Source organism: Paenibacillus sp. S-12 (assembly GCF_030363895.1).
GTDB classification, from domain to species: Bacteria; Bacillota; Bacilli; order Paenibacillales; family Paenibacillaceae; genus Paenibacillus_B; species Paenibacillus_B alvei.
Genome location: NZ_JASIUF010000008.1, coordinates 159569 through 175465 on the forward strand (window position 1 = coordinate 159569; position 15897 = coordinate 175465).

The window sequence follows — 15897 nt, forward strand, 5'->3', positions numbered from 1 at the left end:
GCAATGGATGGAAAGCAATCAAGCAAGCTGAGTAGACGGGAAATGTTAAAACTTACGGCATTAACAGGAACGTCAGTTGCGCTTGGAGGACTAGGTGCGTTCAGTCTTCTGAAGCCTGAAGCAGGCAAACAGAAGGAGACAACCGAAGAAAGTAAGGAGTCAGAGAAGGGGATTTCCTTTTACGGGAAGCATCAGGCAGGCATCGCGACACCACAGCAATCATTTATGTACATGGCTGCACTCGATTTGACGACGAATCGCCGGAGTGATGTCATCAAGCTGTTCCGGGATTGGACCAGTTTAAGCTATGTGTTGACGAAGGGGGAAGCTATTAGTACGAAGCAAGATAATAAGTACTTGCCGCCGATTGATACGGGAGAAGCATTGGACTTCTCATCCAGTCGTCTTACGATCACATTTGGTTTTGGTTCAAGCTTTTTCTTGAAGGACGGAGTAGATCGATATGGCTTAGCCAAGCATCAGCCGCGATTCTTAAAGACGCTCCCTTCATTTGCGAATGAGGAACTTCATCCTGAGCATAGTGATGGCGATTTGTGCATACAGGTATGCGCAGATAATCAGCAGGTCGCATTTCATGCAATACGCAATTTAACACGCAATGCACTTGGCCTTGCAACCGTCAGATGGATGCAGCATGGTTTCCTTGGCATGAAGGAAGGGAGAACGCCTCGCAATCTATTTGGCTTTAAGGATGGGACGGCCAATATCGATACGAGCAAGGATATGGAGATGGAACGGGTTGTGTGGGCAGGGCAGGATGAGCCAGAATGGATGAGCGGCGGTTCTTATATGGCCTACAGAAAGATTAAGATGTTTCTAGAAATTTGGGATCGTTCTTCGTTGCAGGATCAAGAGGATACCTTCGGAAGGTATAAATACTCTGGAGCTCCCTATGGCCGTGCCAATGAATTCGATTCGGTTGATATGAGTGCACAGCCTGAAAACTCGCATGTTCGATTAGCAAAAGGAACCGGACAGGAGATTGTGAGAAGAGCTTATTCTTACACAGGCGAATTGGACATAAAGACGGGCTATTCGGACGCAGGCCTGCTGTTTATCAGTTATCAGCAAAATCCATACAAACAGCTTGTCCCTATGTTAAAAATCCTAGGGCAGAAGGATAAGATGAACGAGTATACGAAGACGGTGGCAAGCGCATTATTTGCAATGCCAGGAGGGTGCGCACAAGGACAGTATATCGCTCAGGCATTATTTGAATCGTAATTAATCAAAAAGCAGACGGTAGAGGAACAACCCCGGCAGCAACAGCCGGGGTTGTTGGTGTGGTTAGAAACCGAAACCGCAACCCCAAGAACGGCTAATGATGACGAGCAAAATGAAGAGAACAAGAATTACGCCAATGCTAGTGAAACCTCCACAAAAGCCTCCAACTGGACCACATACTTCAGACATGTTCATTGGCTCCTTTCATCATGCATTTATCTTACGTTATATGTGTATGTAGGTTAGGAGCACGCTGACTAGACGAATAAGGGGCAGGAAACGCCTAATTTATATGCATTCTAGTCATTTGACAAGTCGTGGAGCATGGAACATAATAGCTCTATTGTCCTATTATCCATAGACATAATGATGAATGCCGATAGACATGGGGGAAGAGTTGTGATTCAAGGATGATGAGTTGGCTTTACTTAATTGGTGCGATTACACTGGAGATTATCGGAACGATTTCAATGAAGATGTCGAATGGCTTTACAAGGCCAATACCGTCCGTTCTGATGATTGTCTGCTATCTGCTCGCATTTACGAGCTTGAATTTTTCACTAAAGCAGATTAATGTTAGTGTTGCATATGCTATATGGTCTGGTATGGGAACTGCTGCGATCGCAGTTATCGGATATTATTTCTTCTCTGAGTCAATGTCTTGGATTAAGGTTATCTCTATCCTGCTCATTATTCTCGGCGTAATTGGGTTGAATTTGCAGGGTGGAGGTCATGAAAGCAGTCAATCTGATGCAGTGAGGCCAGCACTCGAAGCGGATGCAAAACTGAACCGGACAGAGGGAGCGCCTATTGCCATGGAGGACGAGATAAGCGGCCCCGAACAAGGTGAGCAGCATCGTGTTCAAGGCTAGATAGAAGGCGCTTAGATAGGTGTCTGGTGACAAGTGGACTGCCAATGGCCAATCTTTGTTGATGAGAATGATGCCGATTCCGTATTGCGCACGAAGTTGCTGGAGAACAATAGTTTTTTACTCCGAATGCGGAACTAAATCAGATGCTCTTAGCGACATTTCTTGCTACGAAAGTTGAGCTTTTGAGAATCATATGACCCGAGAGAGGGACACGTTAATACAAGTGCCCTCTCTCGGGTTCTTTGCGTCTAACCGTCTTTGAAAGATACTGCCCGCTTGCTGTAGGCTGATTGATAAGAACAACGAATATTGCTCGATGGAATTTACAACCGTTATGGGCTTGGGCCTTTATTCCGTCAACATTAATCAAGGTGCGGAGTGACAAGGTACAGGCAACTAGAGCGGATCTTACCGAACGGTACATCAATATTGTTCATGGCTCCCTCCTGCTTAAGTTGGATGCTCATCGCATTGGAAGGCATTATATCCCTTGAGAGGGGTAACTATGTTAACATGATAAATATATGTATTTTTAAGGTGGTGGGGAAATGGCATCGGATGCACTATTGACATTAAAGGAAGTTACGAAGAAATATGGTGATCGAGTTGTTTTGTCGGATATTTCGCTAAATATTAAGCAAGGAGAATGTATCATATTAAGAGGAAGCAATGGATCAGGCAAAAGCACGCTGCTTCGAATTGTGACCGGATTAATTCCATTCACGTCGGGCCAACGAGTACTGAAGCATTCAAAAGTAGTGATCGGGTATACGCCCGATCGGTTGTCAAAATTAAGGATGACATCAACGGAATACCTGACCCACATGGGCAAAATATCAAATGTTCCAAGAAATGATCTTCAAGAGCGCATTAAGGAGCTGCACACGTTTTTTAATCTCGAACAAAGCCAAAGCGTAAAGATGACTCATTTCTCGAAAGGGATGCTGCAAAAAGTTAACTTAATGCAGGCTACGATCAATAGTCCGGATCTGCTTGTGTTGGATGAACCTTTCTCTGGTCTGGACAAAGAATCGATCGAGCATTTGCTTGCTTCCCTGACAACAATAAAAGCAAACGGAACATCTATTTTAGCTGCTGTTCATGATCCTTTACTTGCAACTCAATTAGAAAGTCGTATCTATTGGATTCAACAAGGCAGGTTAAGGGAGGAACGTATCGAAGCTTCTCAACGTCCGTGCACTACATTTTTCGAGCTTGAATGTGTTTTAACTAAGGGAGCACTTGGCCACCTAACGAGTCTTTTTCCACAGGTTACTTGGAAAGATGAAAATGGCCGGATTACATTTATCATTATGCAAAAGGATTATCATGGTTTTATGATAGAATTCGTACATAGAGGCGTAGAGATCATCACCTTACATCGAAAGGAGATGGCCCACTCATGATTTCTATGTTTTCGTTTTTACATACCTGTTTTATGCGCTCCTATCGATATGGACCGCCTACTTTTGTTTTTATCCTTGGAATCTTTTTTGTTTATAGTGTAGTACCTAATCCAGTAATGGAAAGCTATGCGTTTTCTACATCATTTCTATTTGTTGTTGCATGCGTATTATGCTATACAATCATTGATCTCGAGACACCTAGCCAAGAAGCAGTGACGATGATACACTCCGGCAGCTTATATCGTCTTTATTTATCAAAATTATTATATAGCTGGATCTTTACTATTCCACTTGCCCTATACGCAGTACTGTTTCCGGCGATCTTTCACAAATTTGATAGGAATCCTAGCTTTGAAGAATTATTCATGTCTTTACTCTATCATTTATCTATATCCTGGCTAGCAGTTTCGTTAACCTGCTGGTTTAGTTCGAAATTCATTCGTTCGCGTGTAACGTCTTTCCTAATGCTAAGTCTTTTAGTCGTTATTACGTTTAGTGCAACACCGCTCGAAAATCTATTACCAGAGAGGCTGAAATATGCAATTTTACTATTCCCGCCCGTAAACAAAACGCTAAATGTTCTATCTGATTATGACGATACGGAATTTTTTGTAAAAATATCGGCGATTGGAGCATCACTACTTTACGGGATCATGATAGGTGCTTTATTCTTATTTGTACTTAATAAACGTAAACTAGATTCACCATAAGAAAGAAATGCACATCATTTTTTGCTGTATATTTTATGTTGACCATAATAATGAATTAAAGCAGTTATCGGCGAGATTTCTCGTCATGATAGCTGCTTTTTTTAGTATGCAGAAATTCCAAGCAGATGCAATTATGCTTCAAAGGAAATAAAAAAAAAGGATTTGACAAGGTGGATCAGGGTGAAGTAGTATTGAATTCGACCAATAGGTCAATAATAAAACTTATGGGTTCTAAAGAGGAGTTGAAGGGATTGTCTGAATCAACACAAAGATCAGGTTCACTTGTCATTCTGATGATTAACATGTTCATTGCGATGGTAGGGATGGGACTCATTATCCCCATATTGCCCAAATATGTAACTGAGTTCGGAGCTACTGGGCAAGCGATGGGATATCTCGTTGCAGCTTTCGGGCTAACACAGTTCCTGTTCTCGCCAATCGCAGGAGAGATGTCGGACAAATATGGGAGGAAGCTGCCTATTGTGGCAGGAATCGGGTTGTTCACGATTTCGCAGATCATGTTCGGGATTGCAGAGGAAATGTGGATGTTATATGCCTCTCGTCTGCTTGGAGGGATTTCAGCAGCATTGATGACACCTCCTATGATGGCTTATGTGGCGGATATCACGACAGAAGAGAAACGTGGGAAGGGACTTGGACTGCTTATGGCATCTATGACGCTCGGTGTAGTCATAGGACCAGGAATAGGCGGTATGTTGGCGGATTACGGAATACGTATCCCATTCTACACGGCAGCTGCACTTGCTGGAGTTTCAACAGTAGTCACTTTGTTATTCTTGCCTGAATCGCTGTCGATGGAAGAGCGCATGCGAGCCAGAAGCAGTCATAAGAAGCAAGATAACCTTCTTCGGCAGATGGCAGCTTCAATGAAAGCGCCATACTTTATGCTTTTGGTGCTCGTGTTCTCCTTAACGTTTGGACTGCAAAATTTTGAAGCGATATTTGGCTTGTATGTGGATGTGAAATATGGATTTACACCAAAGGATATCTCACTCATGATTACGCTAGGAGCTATTATCGGAGTGATATGCCAAGCCGTGCTAATCGAACGCTTGCTTCGAAAGTTCGGAGAAAAGAAGGTTCTGCTCGCCATGTTCGGTCTTTCGGGGATAAGTATGATTTTGCTTTTGTTCGTATCGAATTATTTCCTCATATTATTTGTTACAATGCTGTTCTTTGTGGCGACTTCAATCGTTCGTCCGGCTATCAATACATTGCTATCGAAAATGGCAGGGGATGAACAGGGGTTTGTCGCAGGAATGAACAATGCTTACATGAGTCTTGGCAACATTATTGGGCCGGCAATCGCAGGGATACTGTTTGACATTCATGTCCAAATCCCATACGCTTTCGGAGCAATCGTGTTATTCGCGAGCGGAGGCATGCTGGTAAGCTGGAAGCAGGATGCCGCATATTCGACAGCGTCAAAGCATAGTAAAGATGCGAAGGCACTATAATAGCCCTGGTCATCATACAGCGACATCTGAAAAGATCTCCATGTTTATAGGTTATTGCTCCCGTGGTTGCAGGTAACAGCCACTTTTGTTATGATGGTGGGAACTTATTAGTCATACTGGGAACTCAATGGAATGATGTCATGGAGGACATTTACATGGAAGAACTTATGCCAGAAAAGAAGAAGCAAATCCTATTATCTGCCATGAAATTGTTTGCGTCCAAGGGCTTTATGCAAACAACGATGCAGGAAGTCGCCTCTTTTTGCAAAATGTCGAAAGGGAGCGTGTATCAGTACTATAGCTCTAAGGATGAACTGCTGCTGACTATTTTTGAATATCAAGCGAAGCTGCTGCAAGATCGCATGCAATTGATGGAACGGGAGAATCAGCTTAATCCGCGTGATCGGTTAGTCAGCAAGATTGAGATCTATCTGCATATCTGGAACGAGCATCCAGAGCTTGTTAAGATGCAGATGCGGGACAATACAGAGCATGCAGCAAGCCAAGAGCTACGCGAATTTATGCAGAAGATAAGCAAGTACAATCTTGATACGCTTACGGAGTCCTTGCACGAAATTTACGGGGAACCATTTACCCCTTATGCGCTGGATGCTGCCACCTTGCTGAGCAGTTTAATTTTCACCTATATGTACATGAGGTTATTTGATCATGTTCCGATTGAGATAGAGCGGTTAAGCAGATATCTCGTAAGCAGCATGGATTATTTGGCTGAGGGGCTGTTGAAATATCGGCCTGAACCGCTGCTGAATGGCAGCATGTTCGACTTATGGAACGAAGATCAAATGAAGATGAAGAACCTGCATCCGCTTGTACTTGTAAAGCAATTGCGGGAGGTTGTAGACAACGCGGCAGATGGTTCGAAGGAAGGATTAAATAAGCAGGATATCCTCGATTCGATTCTCGTTCTCGAAGAAGAATTGCTTCAGGTACGTCCACGCAAGGTAATCTTGCTTGGAATGTTGTCCAATTTGAAAGTAATCGCGACAAGAACTCCGTTATACGATCACTTGCGTCAATCGATTCATAGTACATTCGGTTATACCCAGGGCACTCTTCGCTAATTCGCGAGAGTGCTTCTTGCTGTTCGAAGAAAATAATGTTGTAGACTCGGAAGACAAAGTGTTAGATCGTGTAAATAATGTTATAGACTCAGAAAGTATAGTATTAGACTGACGATGCGCCATTACGCTAGCGGACAGGAAAATGAATGAATTTACGGGCAAAATGAATCATCCAACATTTGCGATAATGAAAGCGCAAGATCTTGAAACGCAATTTCCCCTATACTAAAAATGCAAATTTGAATGGCAATTCGTTGTGACGAAAAAATGGGGGAATGAGCATGAATAACAAGGTGGAAGGATTGTTAACGAACACAGATTTTCGCAGGCTCTGGATTGGGCAAACTGCATCACAGTTTGGGACTCAGGTTGCATTATTAGGAATGCCATTAGTGGCAGCTCTCTATTTAGGGGCCAGTCCCATGCAAATGGGGTTGCTTGGTTTTGCCGAGTATGCGCCATTTATTATTTTCGGTTTGATCGCTGGTGTATGGATAGACAGATTTCCCCGGCGACCAATTCTTGTCGCCGCTAACTTTTTCAGGGGTGCAATACTGCTCATTGTGCCGCTGACAGCCTTAGCTGGATTCCTGAATATGACAGTTCTATATTTGGTAGCCTTCATAGTGGGTATCTGTACTGTCTTTTTTGATGTTGCCTATACATCCTTTTTGCCTTCCATTGTGAGGAAGGAGCAGCTTATTGATGGGAATAGCAAACTAGAGACAAGTAAATCTACCGCACAAATTGCTGGGCCAGGTTTATCAGGTGGATTGGAACAGTTAATCACCGCTCCTTTTGCAATATTGTTCACGTCGGCATCCTTTTTTGTATCCGCTGTGTACATAGCCCGGATTCGCAAGTCGGAGACAGTCGTGACAGATGCGAAAAAACAAAAAAACATATGGCTGGAAATGAAAGAAGGTCTGCATACGGTTTACACAAAACCGTTGCTGTGGGGAGTGGTGCGCTGCTCAACAGTCTTTAACCTTTCCTGAAATGTTATTTTTAGTATTTATGTTCTATATGCATCGCAAGAACTCAAAATCAGTGCGAGCATTCTCGGCATCATTTATGGAACGCTAGGAGTAGGGTACCTATTTGGCTCTCTGCTTGCCCAAAGGGTTGTACGTCGTTTTGGAGTAGGTCCAACTATTGTGGGTTCCGCTACGATCGCAGCAAGTGGCGGTTTGCTTGCTCCATTAGCAGTAGGATCAGAATTAAGTATTGCGTTGATTATGATGCTTGGACAGCTTCTTTTCGGAATGGGAGTCTCAATGTTTAGCATTAGTACCATCAGTTTACGTCAAGTAATTGTACCCGATGCCCTGCAAGGGCGCGTGAATGCTACATTTCGATTTATCTCGTGGGGTTCTTTACCGCTTGGTTCGTTAATTGGAGGGATGATAGGGGGGGCAATGGGGTTACGGTTCGCTTTATTTGCGGGTGGCATTGGATTGTTAGCTTCGGCTTGTACATTACTGTTCACCCCATTTTTACAACTACGTGTGAAATCATTTCATGAATTATCATTGGAAAAAGATGTGTCTATAAAGTGCTAAGGAGTGCCGGTCTACTCCTTTATGATCACGAAACACTTGCATGTATTAGCATGAATGTACAGAATTGTCACAATATCGTAGCTTAATAGGGTCATACGTGGTAAAAATAGGCTTGCAATTACGGTACAATAAGGAAAAAAACGATGTTGGTATCGTATTGTGGAGGCCAGTATGAAGAGAATACTCGTTAGCAGTGCAATTGCTATCCTGATGGTCGTTCTAGTCGCCTGCGGAGGCAAGCCCAAGCCAAATGATTATGACTGGAAGGTTGCTTCTTTCGAGGCAACGGATCAAGATGGGCAGCCTTTTAACACCGAACAAATGAAGGGCAAGGTATGGCTGGTCAACTTCGCATTTACAAGCTGCAATACGGTGTGTCCGCCAATGACCTTCAACTTAACGCAAATTCAAGACAAATTAAAAGAAAACGGAATCCAGGATATACATATTTTGTCATTTAGTGTTGATCCTTCGATTGATTCGCCAGAGAAGATTAAGAAGTTTCTTGGCAAATATAAAGCCGATACAACGCATTGGCGTTTTGTTACAGGCTATGATCAGGCAGCCATTGAATCCTACAGCCGTGAGACGTTCAAATCACATGTGCAAAAGGTAGATGGAGATGATCAAGTGAATCATCCAACTTCTATTTTCCTCGTTGATCAAGAAGGAACGGTGCTCACGCGCTACAATGGATTAGAGCCGCAGGAGGATAAAATCATCGAAGACGTGAAATCTTTGTTGGATTGATGGGTGGTTATGGAGGTAGAAAAGTGATGAGAAAAAGAATTGGGATCATTGGGCTTGGGGACATCGCGCAGAAAGCGTATCTTCCTGTGCTGGGTCAATCTGATCGTATTGACATTGTAGGAATGATGAGCCGAACAAAATCCACGGTAGATGCGGTTGGCCAGCGATATCGAATGGAAGGCAGATATACGGAGCTGGAACCATTACTGGATCAAAAGCCTGATGCCGTATTCGTTCATACGCCTACCCCAACGCATGAAGAAATCGTAATCACTTGTTTACAGCAGGGGATTCATGTGTATGTGGACAAACCATTGTCCTATGACATAGAGGCATCGACGCGGATGGCTAAAGTCGCTCAGGAACAGGGACGTCTGCTAGCTGTCGGTTTTAATCGACGGTTCGCTCCGATGTATACAGAAGCGAAGAGATGGATCGATGAGGCAGGAGGGTTCGACCTGTGCATTTCTCAAAAGCATCGGACAAGACAGCAGCAGATGAGTGCAAAGCATACATTGTATGATGATATGATCCATATGTTGGATCTCATGTTATGGCTCGGCATGAAACCGCATCAGCTCGCTTCCTATATCGAGTCGCAAGACGAATCAGGGAAATTACTGCATGCAACGGGAAGCTTATTGTTCGATCAAGCCACCGCAATATTCAGTATGAATCGCCGTGCTGGGGTAGACCTAGAAAAGGTTGAGCTGCATGGGGGTGGACGGACTGTTGAAATTACGAATCTGGAGCAAGCAGTATGGCATGATCGAACAAACGGCCAGCAGGTAAAACAGTTCGGAAGCTGGGAGTCTATTAGCTATCGTCGCGGCTTCCACGGCATTATTAATCATTTTCTCGATTCCATTGATATGCCGGAGCAATGCACTATACGCGCAGATCAAGTGCTGGCCTCGCACGAGCTTGTCGAGACATTATGTGCGAGGAACAAGAACCTTTGAAAAGATTTACATCAAGTTACATTACATTTCATTGTTTGTTTCATTTACATGTTTTTTGGATAAAAAGAGAGTAGAAGGACGAAATCATTCATGATCAACTAGGTTGTAGTGAACGTGGTACGCTCACGGAAAGGAGCCGCGTATGATGAAACTTGTACTTATCCGACATGGTCAAAGCATTTGGAATTTGGAGAATAGATTTACAGGTTGGACGGATGTTGACTTGTCTGAGCAGGGTCTAATTGAAGCGAGACAAGCAGGAGAAATTTTGCGCAAACATGGATTTGAGTTTGACACGGCCCATACTTCGGTCTTGAAGCGGGCGATCCGCACACTGTGGATTGCACTCCACGAAATGGATCAAATGTGGATTCCGATTCATCATACATGGAAGCTGAATGAGCGGCATTACGGCGCATTACAGGGTCTAAATAAGGCAGAAACGGCAGAAAAATATGGGGAAGAGCAGGTTCATCTCTGGCGCAGATCCGTTGATGTCCGGCCGCCTGCTTTGGAATTGAATGATCCCCGCTATGAAGCCGATGACCGAAAATATGCAGCATTACAACCGGGACAGTTTCCACTGACAGAGAATTTAGAAGATACTGAGAAGCGTGTGCTCGCTTATTGGCATGAGTCCATTGCCCCGGCTATTCGTGTAGGGGAACGCATCATCATCGCCGCTCACGGCAATACGCTGCGGGCGCTTGTAAAGTATTTGGACAACATACTTGCTGACGGCATTGCGAATCTGAACATTCCAACGGGAACACCGCTTGTATATGAGCTTGACGAGAAGTTAGCGCCAATCCGGCGCTACTATTTGGGGCTGGATGGTGAAATCCCTACAGGAATCATTCCTGAACACATTTAGAATACGGAAGATCAGGGAGAGCTGCGATAGAAGCAGCTCTCTATTTGCTTAATTTTTGTATGTAAGACACTCATGTTGATATTCCGATGCACCAAGTGTAAAGTAGAGAAACAATATTATTTTCCTGTCTACTTAAGGACAATTACCGAAGGGAGTTACATACATGGAACAACGTACACTAGTTTTTGTTGGTTCGTATGCAGAAGCAGATTCTTCTGGACTATATGTATATTCATTTGACGAGAAGTCTGGACAGCTCACGAAGCTGGATGACGTGTCGGGACTGAAGAACCCGACATTCATAAATGTCGATATCGATCATAAGAAGCTTTATTCAATTGGGGAATGCGCTGCTGAAGATGGTACGAAGACAGCGGAAGCGGTTAGCTTTGCAATCGATACAGATTCAGGAAAGCTGACACAGTTGAATCGCGTTTTTTCACTTGATGCTCCTACATGCCACATCCAGCGCGACTCGAACAGCCGTTATCTAATCGTATCCAGCTATCATGGTGGTCGTATTGGATTGTTGGCGCTGGAGGAAAATGGACAGGTAGGTCGACAGCTCGATGTTCAGCAGCATGTTGGTCAAGGGCCTCATCCGAATCAAAATCAGGCACGTGCACACTCTGCCTTTTTCAGTCCAGACGAGCAATATGTATATGTGTCCGACTTGGGAAGTGACCGCGTGAAGTGTTATTCGATTGACAAGCAACGCAATGTATTGGTTCCGCAAGGAGAATATGAAGTTCCAGCAGGCTCCGGGCCGCGTCACTTGACCTTCCATCCCAATGGGCGATTCGTTTATGTGATTAATGAACTGAACTCGACGGTAAGCGTATTTTCTTATCACTCGGAAAATGGAGAGCTTCGACCAATTGAGACTGTTTCTACACTGCCTGCGAATTATGATGGCGAAAACGGATGTGCCGAGATAGCCATTTCTGAAGATGGAAAATACCTGTACGGCTCAAATCGTGGGCACGATAGCATCGTTGTATACGCCGTTCACCCGGATACAGGAAAGCTGACGACTATAGAATATGTGTCTACAGAAGGAGGGCATCCGCGTCACTTCGCTTTGACACCAGGAGGTTCCTATTTGCTTGCTGCGAATCGAGATTCAAATAATATTGCAGTGTTCCATGTAGATAGAGCCACTGGGAAAATAGCCTATACAGGGCATTCCGTACAAGTTTCCAAGCCTGTATGTGTGAAGCCTGTGTACGTGAACAGCTAATTTTCAATATACAGCATGGTTGAAGTCAATAAAGCCGGCATTCGCTTAGCTGCGAGTACCGGCTTTTTACATTCGGCAGAATTACAATACGGAGCGGGATGGTGCGGCTTCCGTTATTGTGGGCGGAGAGGGGTGGTGAGCACGCCGATCACTCATAAGGAACGCCCATACACCAATGATAAGCAGGAGACAGGCGATGAGCTGGGTCATTACTAACGTTTCCCCTAAGAGCAGCCACGCCAAAATGATAGAACCAACGGGTTCGCCAAGCACACTCATTGAAATGGACGTAGCGCTGATGTACTTCAGGAGCCAGTTAAACAGCATATGTCCGAGTACAGTTGGGATGATGGCCATGCATGCAAATAAAATCCACTCTTTTGGTTCATAAGCAGTGAAGGAATATCCCGCAGAAAGGTTATATGCAGCCAATGCTAGACCAGCAATAAGAAATACCGTGAAATTATAAACATATGAAGAGACGCGCTGGCGCAAATCCTGTCCTAGCAGCATATGGATGACTACGGCTATCGTGCCAAGCATGGATAGGATGTCACCGTACAACGCTTGACCGGATACAGCCATGTCTCCCCATCCAATCAGCATCATGCCGCATAGAGCGATCCCTACGCCTACTAATGCAGGAGTTGTTGTTTTCTGTTTAAAAAACCAGAACGATCCGGCCATAACGAGTATCGGTTCTAAGGCAAGCAGCACCGTCGAACTGGCTACGGTTGTATAGCGCAGTGATTCCATCCAGAGCAGAAAATGAAGTCCCAGGAAAAAGCCTGACAGGAATAGGCGCACCCAATCATTACGCTGGACAGAACGCCACTCGGAACGGTATGCCCACACCCAAGGAAGCAATACAATGTTGGTAATTAGGAGACGATACATGCCGATAATAGAAGCTGGTGCATTTGACCACTTTACAAAAATGGCAGAGAAAGAAATTGCGATCATACCTACAATGAGCAAAGCATACACTTGCGATGTTTTTCTTGATGACATAAGCTAAAGACACCTCGGAATATGAATGAATTGGAAATCACAATGAGCAAGTATACACGAATTGCAGTCAACTTGAAATATAAAGTCTATAGTTAATTGCAAATAAGGGCTGAGGAACATAATGATGTTCTTCAGCCCTTATCGGTACGATATTCGTTTATCGTGAAATGTGATGAAGCTGTATTATTTAGCTGGCTGCTGCACTTGCAATTGATCAAGACTTGCAAATTCATATCCCTGTTGGCGAGCGCCATCAATAATCGCACCCAGTGCCCCGGCATTATCCTTCGATATAGAGTGGAGCAGAATGACCGCACCCGGATGAAGCTGCTTGATGACCTTATCATACGCGTAGCTCGTTCCACGTTGGGCATTGACATCCCAATCCAGATAGGCCACTGACCAGAATACATTGGTATACCCCATATTTTTCGTTATAGCTAGTGTTCGGTCATTAAATATACCGCGTGGCGGTCGTAAATAAGGCATTTCCTTTACACCAGTAATCTCAGTGACAGCTTGTTTGACCTTATCCAGCTCTGTACGTATTTGCTCATCAGATTTCGTTGTCATATCTGGATGGCTCCATGAATGATTTCCGATGAGATGCCCCTCTTGAATCATTCGTTTCAGCAATTCAGGTTGTGTTTTTACATAATGTCCTGTAACGAAGAAGATGGCGGGAACTTTCTTGGCCTTTAAGGTATCAAGGATTTGTGCCGTGTATCCATTTTCATAACCGTTATCGAAGGTTAAATAAATCATTTTTTTGTTTGTATCGCCCAAAAAAATGGCTCCATGCTTCTCGATAGTCGGTTTGAAGCCTTCCTCGTCAATTGAAGGAAGCTTGCCGTTCACACTCTTCTTGAATCCAAAGTGATAGGCGGGGCTTTGCCCAGCGAATGCGGTCGTATGGATGCTTGCTGCGAGCAAACAGAGAAGAAGAGCGGCAATTCGTATGCGTTTCATATGCAAATATACTCCTTGATGTTAGTTGGTATCAATCATGGACTACTATTCCATATTTGCAATGATCTTATACGTGAACAGAATTGCAATTCTTTCGCTATTTTACTTTTTAATTTTTTTGCAAATTATTTGGAGCGGGCTTGCTTCAGCTTTGCTATCTCTTCCGATACGACGAATGCAAGATCTTCGTTATTATACATCGACAATACGGCGAACAAAGTCTCATCTGGGATCGGCCCCGCCTCTTCCTTCGGTACGGTAAGTTCAATGGCCTGCTGCAATGGATAGTTGTCGCCTTGCTTCGGGTATGCGCGATGATAGAGTTCGGCAGGATCAAGATTATGGTTTACACACCACTGGGCAAAAATAAGAATCATCATTTGTTCATCACGTTCATAATTGTCGATAATTTGCTGTTCTACTTGATTACGAGTCATTGAGAAATCTCCCTTACATAGATTCATACAGCTTATTATAACGAAGATGAATCGCGATTCTCAATGCTCTAGCGCAACAAGGGGCTAGAAAGAGTCTGAGATGTAGGGACGGAGCCTAGGGATTAACTGCTCAAGAACCTTGATGCTGCTGAAATCACCAGTAAGGATCCCGCACTCATACAATTCGAGTGGCCGCTGATAACCAAGCAGTAAAGCTGTCAATGATCGAATGTCTACAGAGATATTGTTAATTGTGCTGAGTAATGGGTTATTTTGTGAGTCATTTGGAGAGAGTAATGTTGCGTGCCCCTCCTGTAAAAGAATTGAAATATTATTCCAAGGTGCATGAACATCGCGAATGCTCAAAATAATGGGTTGGTGTAAGGAAACGGGAGCAAACTGATAATGTTCTAGAAACGAAGCAACATCAACTATTCTTGCCATGAAGTTCGGATGCAGCGTACGTGGAATTCGTGGATTGTCAAGGGCAAACAGAAGCCGTTCATCCTGGTTAAGGCGCATCTCTACTTGTTTTGCCATGGAATCGTGCTGGCAAATATAATTCCACAATCCGATTCTGGATTCTGGTGTAATGCACATGAATTCCCTTACTTGCATCACAGAGTTGTTCATCGTGTACAACATATATCCTTGAGGTTGCGAATGTTCGTCATAATATACTGCCGCAGTATGATTATCATACAAGTCAAGCCACCATTTTCTATCTCGCACGAGCATGCCAGCATGCCGGAAAGACCATGCTTCATATACGTCTTCGATATCCGGAGAATGTGTCTCCTTGTAAAAGCGGCGAACCACACCACTCGGCTCATGCTGGAATGGAATCAATTCATGGTGTGTAAATTGGCATGTCATCCGATCGCTGCAAGCCTCCCAACCTAATTTGCGATAGAAAGGGAAGGAAAAGGGATTGAGCATGGATAGGGACGTTCCTGCATCTCTCATCACTTGTAAAGAATAAAGCAGCAGTTCCTTTGCGTAGCCTTTGCGCCGATATTCGGGATAGGTCGCCACTCCGGCAATGCCGCCCATTTTCAGCTTCATTTGTCCTAGATAGATTTCAAAAGGAATGATATGGAGCTTTGCAGCGAGGCGACCTTGATCGAATATGCCATATACGTCATGCTGCTCCAGGTTTTGAAGACGTTCATTGTGCTCTTCTTGTTTTATTTTGTATTGAAAAGCATATTCGGACAATGAAAAGGTTTCCCATAATTGTTCCTTATTCAAACGAACGATTGACATGATGCCCCCTCCTGGAAAGATGATTAGGTTGCG

14 protein-coding genes and 1 pseudogene are annotated in these 15897 nt (G+C 44.0%); 10 read left to right on the plus strand and 5 right to left on the minus strand.

Going from position 1 to position 15897, the window contains the following annotated elements:
- Positions 1–3: 3 nt before the first annotated feature.
- A complete protein-coding gene (gene efeB, locus NO352_RS08295; RefSeq protein ID WP_289355326.1) occupies positions 4–1245 on the plus strand; it encodes an iron uptake transporter deferrochelatase/peroxidase subunit in 1242 nt (413 codons plus the stop codon).
- A 63-nt stretch (positions 1246–1308) separates the two neighbouring features.
- On the opposite strand, the gene NO352_RS08300 is transcribed toward efeB, so the two are convergent.
- Positions 1309–1434, minus strand: a complete 126-nt coding sequence (locus NO352_RS08300) for a hypothetical protein (RefSeq protein WP_005549493.1) — start codon at positions 1432–1434, stop codon at positions 1309–1311.
- A gap of 221 nt (positions 1435–1655) precedes the next feature.
- Between NO352_RS08300 and NO352_RS08305 the strand changes: the two genes are divergently transcribed.
- The 9 genes and pseudogenes from NO352_RS08305 to NO352_RS08345 all read left to right on the plus strand — a co-directional run bounded on the left by NO352_RS08305 (position 1656) and on the right by NO352_RS08345 (position 12181).
- Complete coding sequence (locus tag NO352_RS08305) at positions 1656–2117, plus strand: DMT family transporter (protein WP_005549492.1); 462 nt, start codon at positions 1656–1658, stop codon at positions 2115–2117.
- A gap of 548 nt (positions 2118–2665) precedes the next feature.
- The gene (locus NO352_RS08310) at positions 2666–3523 is read left to right on the plus strand and encodes an ATP-binding cassette domain-containing protein (RefSeq protein ID WP_289355327.1); all 858 of its coding nucleotides are present in this window, start codon (positions 2666–2668) and stop codon (positions 3521–3523) included.
- 961 nt (positions 3524–4484) lie between these two features.
- Positions 4485–5711, plus strand: a complete 1227-nt coding sequence (locus NO352_RS08315) for an MFS transporter (protein ID WP_483311823.1) — start codon at positions 4485–4487, stop codon at positions 5709–5711.
- A 155-nt stretch (positions 5712–5866) separates the two neighbouring features.
- Entirely contained in the window at positions 5867–6793 is a 927-nt protein-coding gene (locus NO352_RS08320; protein ID WP_005549488.1) for a TetR/AcrR family transcriptional regulator, read from the plus strand.
- 281 nt (positions 6794–7074) lie between these two features.
- Positions 7075–8355: pseudogene (locus NO352_RS08325) on the plus strand (MFS transporter).
- Positions 8356–8526: 171 nt separating this feature from the next.
- On the plus strand, positions 8527–9105 hold the full coding sequence (locus tag NO352_RS08330) for an SCO family protein (protein ID WP_005549484.1): 579 nt from the start codon (positions 8527–8529) through the stop codon (positions 9103–9105).
- Positions 9106–9131: 26 nt separating this feature from the next.
- Positions 9132–10067: a Gfo/Idh/MocA family protein gene (locus NO352_RS08335; RefSeq protein WP_289355328.1), complete on the plus strand. Its 936-nt coding sequence runs from the start codon at positions 9132–9134 to the stop codon at positions 10065–10067.
- Between the two features lie 142 nt (positions 10068–10209).
- Positions 10210–10941, plus strand: a complete 732-nt coding sequence (gpmA, locus tag NO352_RS08340; protein WP_289355329.1) for a 2,3-diphosphoglycerate-dependent phosphoglycerate mutase — start codon at positions 10210–10212, stop codon at positions 10939–10941.
- Between the two features lie 163 nt (positions 10942–11104).
- On the plus strand, positions 11105–12181 hold the full coding sequence (locus NO352_RS08345) for a lactonase family protein (RefSeq protein ID WP_005549481.1): 1077 nt from the start codon (positions 11105–11107) through the stop codon (positions 12179–12181).
- A gap of 81 nt (positions 12182–12262) precedes the next feature.
- Here the strand turns inward: NO352_RS08345 and NO352_RS08350 are convergent, their stop codons facing one another.
- From NO352_RS08350 to NO352_RS08365, 4 genes are all read right to left on the minus strand, one after another.
- Positions 12263–13192: a DMT family transporter gene (locus tag NO352_RS08350; RefSeq protein WP_289355331.1), complete on the minus strand. Its 930-nt coding sequence runs from the start codon at positions 13190–13192 to the stop codon at positions 12263–12265.
- Positions 13193–13375: 183 nt separating this feature from the next.
- Positions 13376–14161 carry a delta-lactam-biosynthetic de-N-acetylase gene (gene pdaA, locus NO352_RS08355; protein WP_163976251.1) on the minus strand — a complete coding sequence of 262 codons (786 nt, stop codon included), beginning with the start codon at positions 14159–14161 and terminating at the stop codon, positions 13376–13378.
- A 125-nt stretch (positions 14162–14286) separates the two neighbouring features.
- Positions 14287–14598 carry a hypothetical protein gene (locus tag NO352_RS08360; protein WP_171415543.1) on the minus strand — a complete coding sequence of 104 codons (312 nt, stop codon included), beginning with the start codon at positions 14596–14598 and terminating at the stop codon, positions 14287–14289.
- An 84-nt stretch (positions 14599–14682) separates the two neighbouring features.
- On the minus strand, positions 14683–15864 hold the full coding sequence (locus NO352_RS08365; RefSeq protein ID WP_289355332.1) for a GNAT family N-acetyltransferase: 1182 nt from the start codon (positions 15862–15864) through the stop codon (positions 14683–14685).
- Positions 15865–15897 lie beyond the last annotated feature (33 nt).

Bases quoted from the DNA above. Each gene is read 5' to 3' on its own strand.
- efeB (WP_289355326.1), top strand. From the start codon at position 4: ATGGATGGAAAGCAATCAAGCAAGCTGAGTAGACGGGAAATGTTAAAA.
- NO352_RS08300 (WP_005549493.1), bottom strand. From the start codon at position 1,434: ATGTCTGAAGTATGTGGTCCAGTTGGAGGCTTTTGTGGAGGTTTCACT.
- NO352_RS08305 (WP_005549492.1), top strand. From the start codon at position 1,656: ATGATGAGTTGGCTTTACTTAATTGGTGCGATTACACTGGAGATTATC.
- NO352_RS08310 (WP_289355327.1), top strand. From the start codon at position 2,666: ATGGCATCGGATGCACTATTGACATTAAAGGAAGTTACGAAGAAATAT.
- NO352_RS08320 (WP_005549488.1), top strand. From the start codon at position 5,867: ATGGAAGAACTTATGCCAGAAAAGAAGAAGCAAATCCTATTATCTGCC.
- NO352_RS08330 (WP_005549484.1), top strand. From the start codon at position 8,527: ATGAAGAGAATACTCGTTAGCAGTGCAATTGCTATCCTGATGGTCGTT.
- NO352_RS08335 (WP_289355328.1), top strand. From the start codon at position 9,132: ATGAGAAAAAGAATTGGGATCATTGGGCTTGGGGACATCGCGCAGAAA.
- gpmA (WP_289355329.1), top strand. From the start codon at position 10,210: ATGATGAAACTTGTACTTATCCGACATGGTCAAAGCATTTGGAATTTG.
- NO352_RS08345 (WP_005549481.1), top strand. From the start codon at position 11,105: ATGGAACAACGTACACTAGTTTTTGTTGGTTCGTATGCAGAAGCAGAT.
- NO352_RS08350 (WP_289355331.1), bottom strand. From the start codon at position 13,192: ATGTCATCAAGAAAAACATCGCAAGTGTATGCTTTGCTCATTGTAGGT.
- pdaA (WP_163976251.1), bottom strand. From the start codon at position 14,161: ATGAAACGCATACGAATTGCCGCTCTTCTTCTCTGTTTGCTCGCAGCA.
- NO352_RS08360 (WP_171415543.1), bottom strand. From the start codon at position 14,598: ATGACTCGTAATCAAGTAGAACAGCAAATTATCGACAATTATGAACGT.
- NO352_RS08365 (WP_289355332.1), bottom strand. From the start codon at position 15,864: ATGTCAATCGTTCGTTTGAATAAGGAACAATTATGGGAAACCTTTTCA.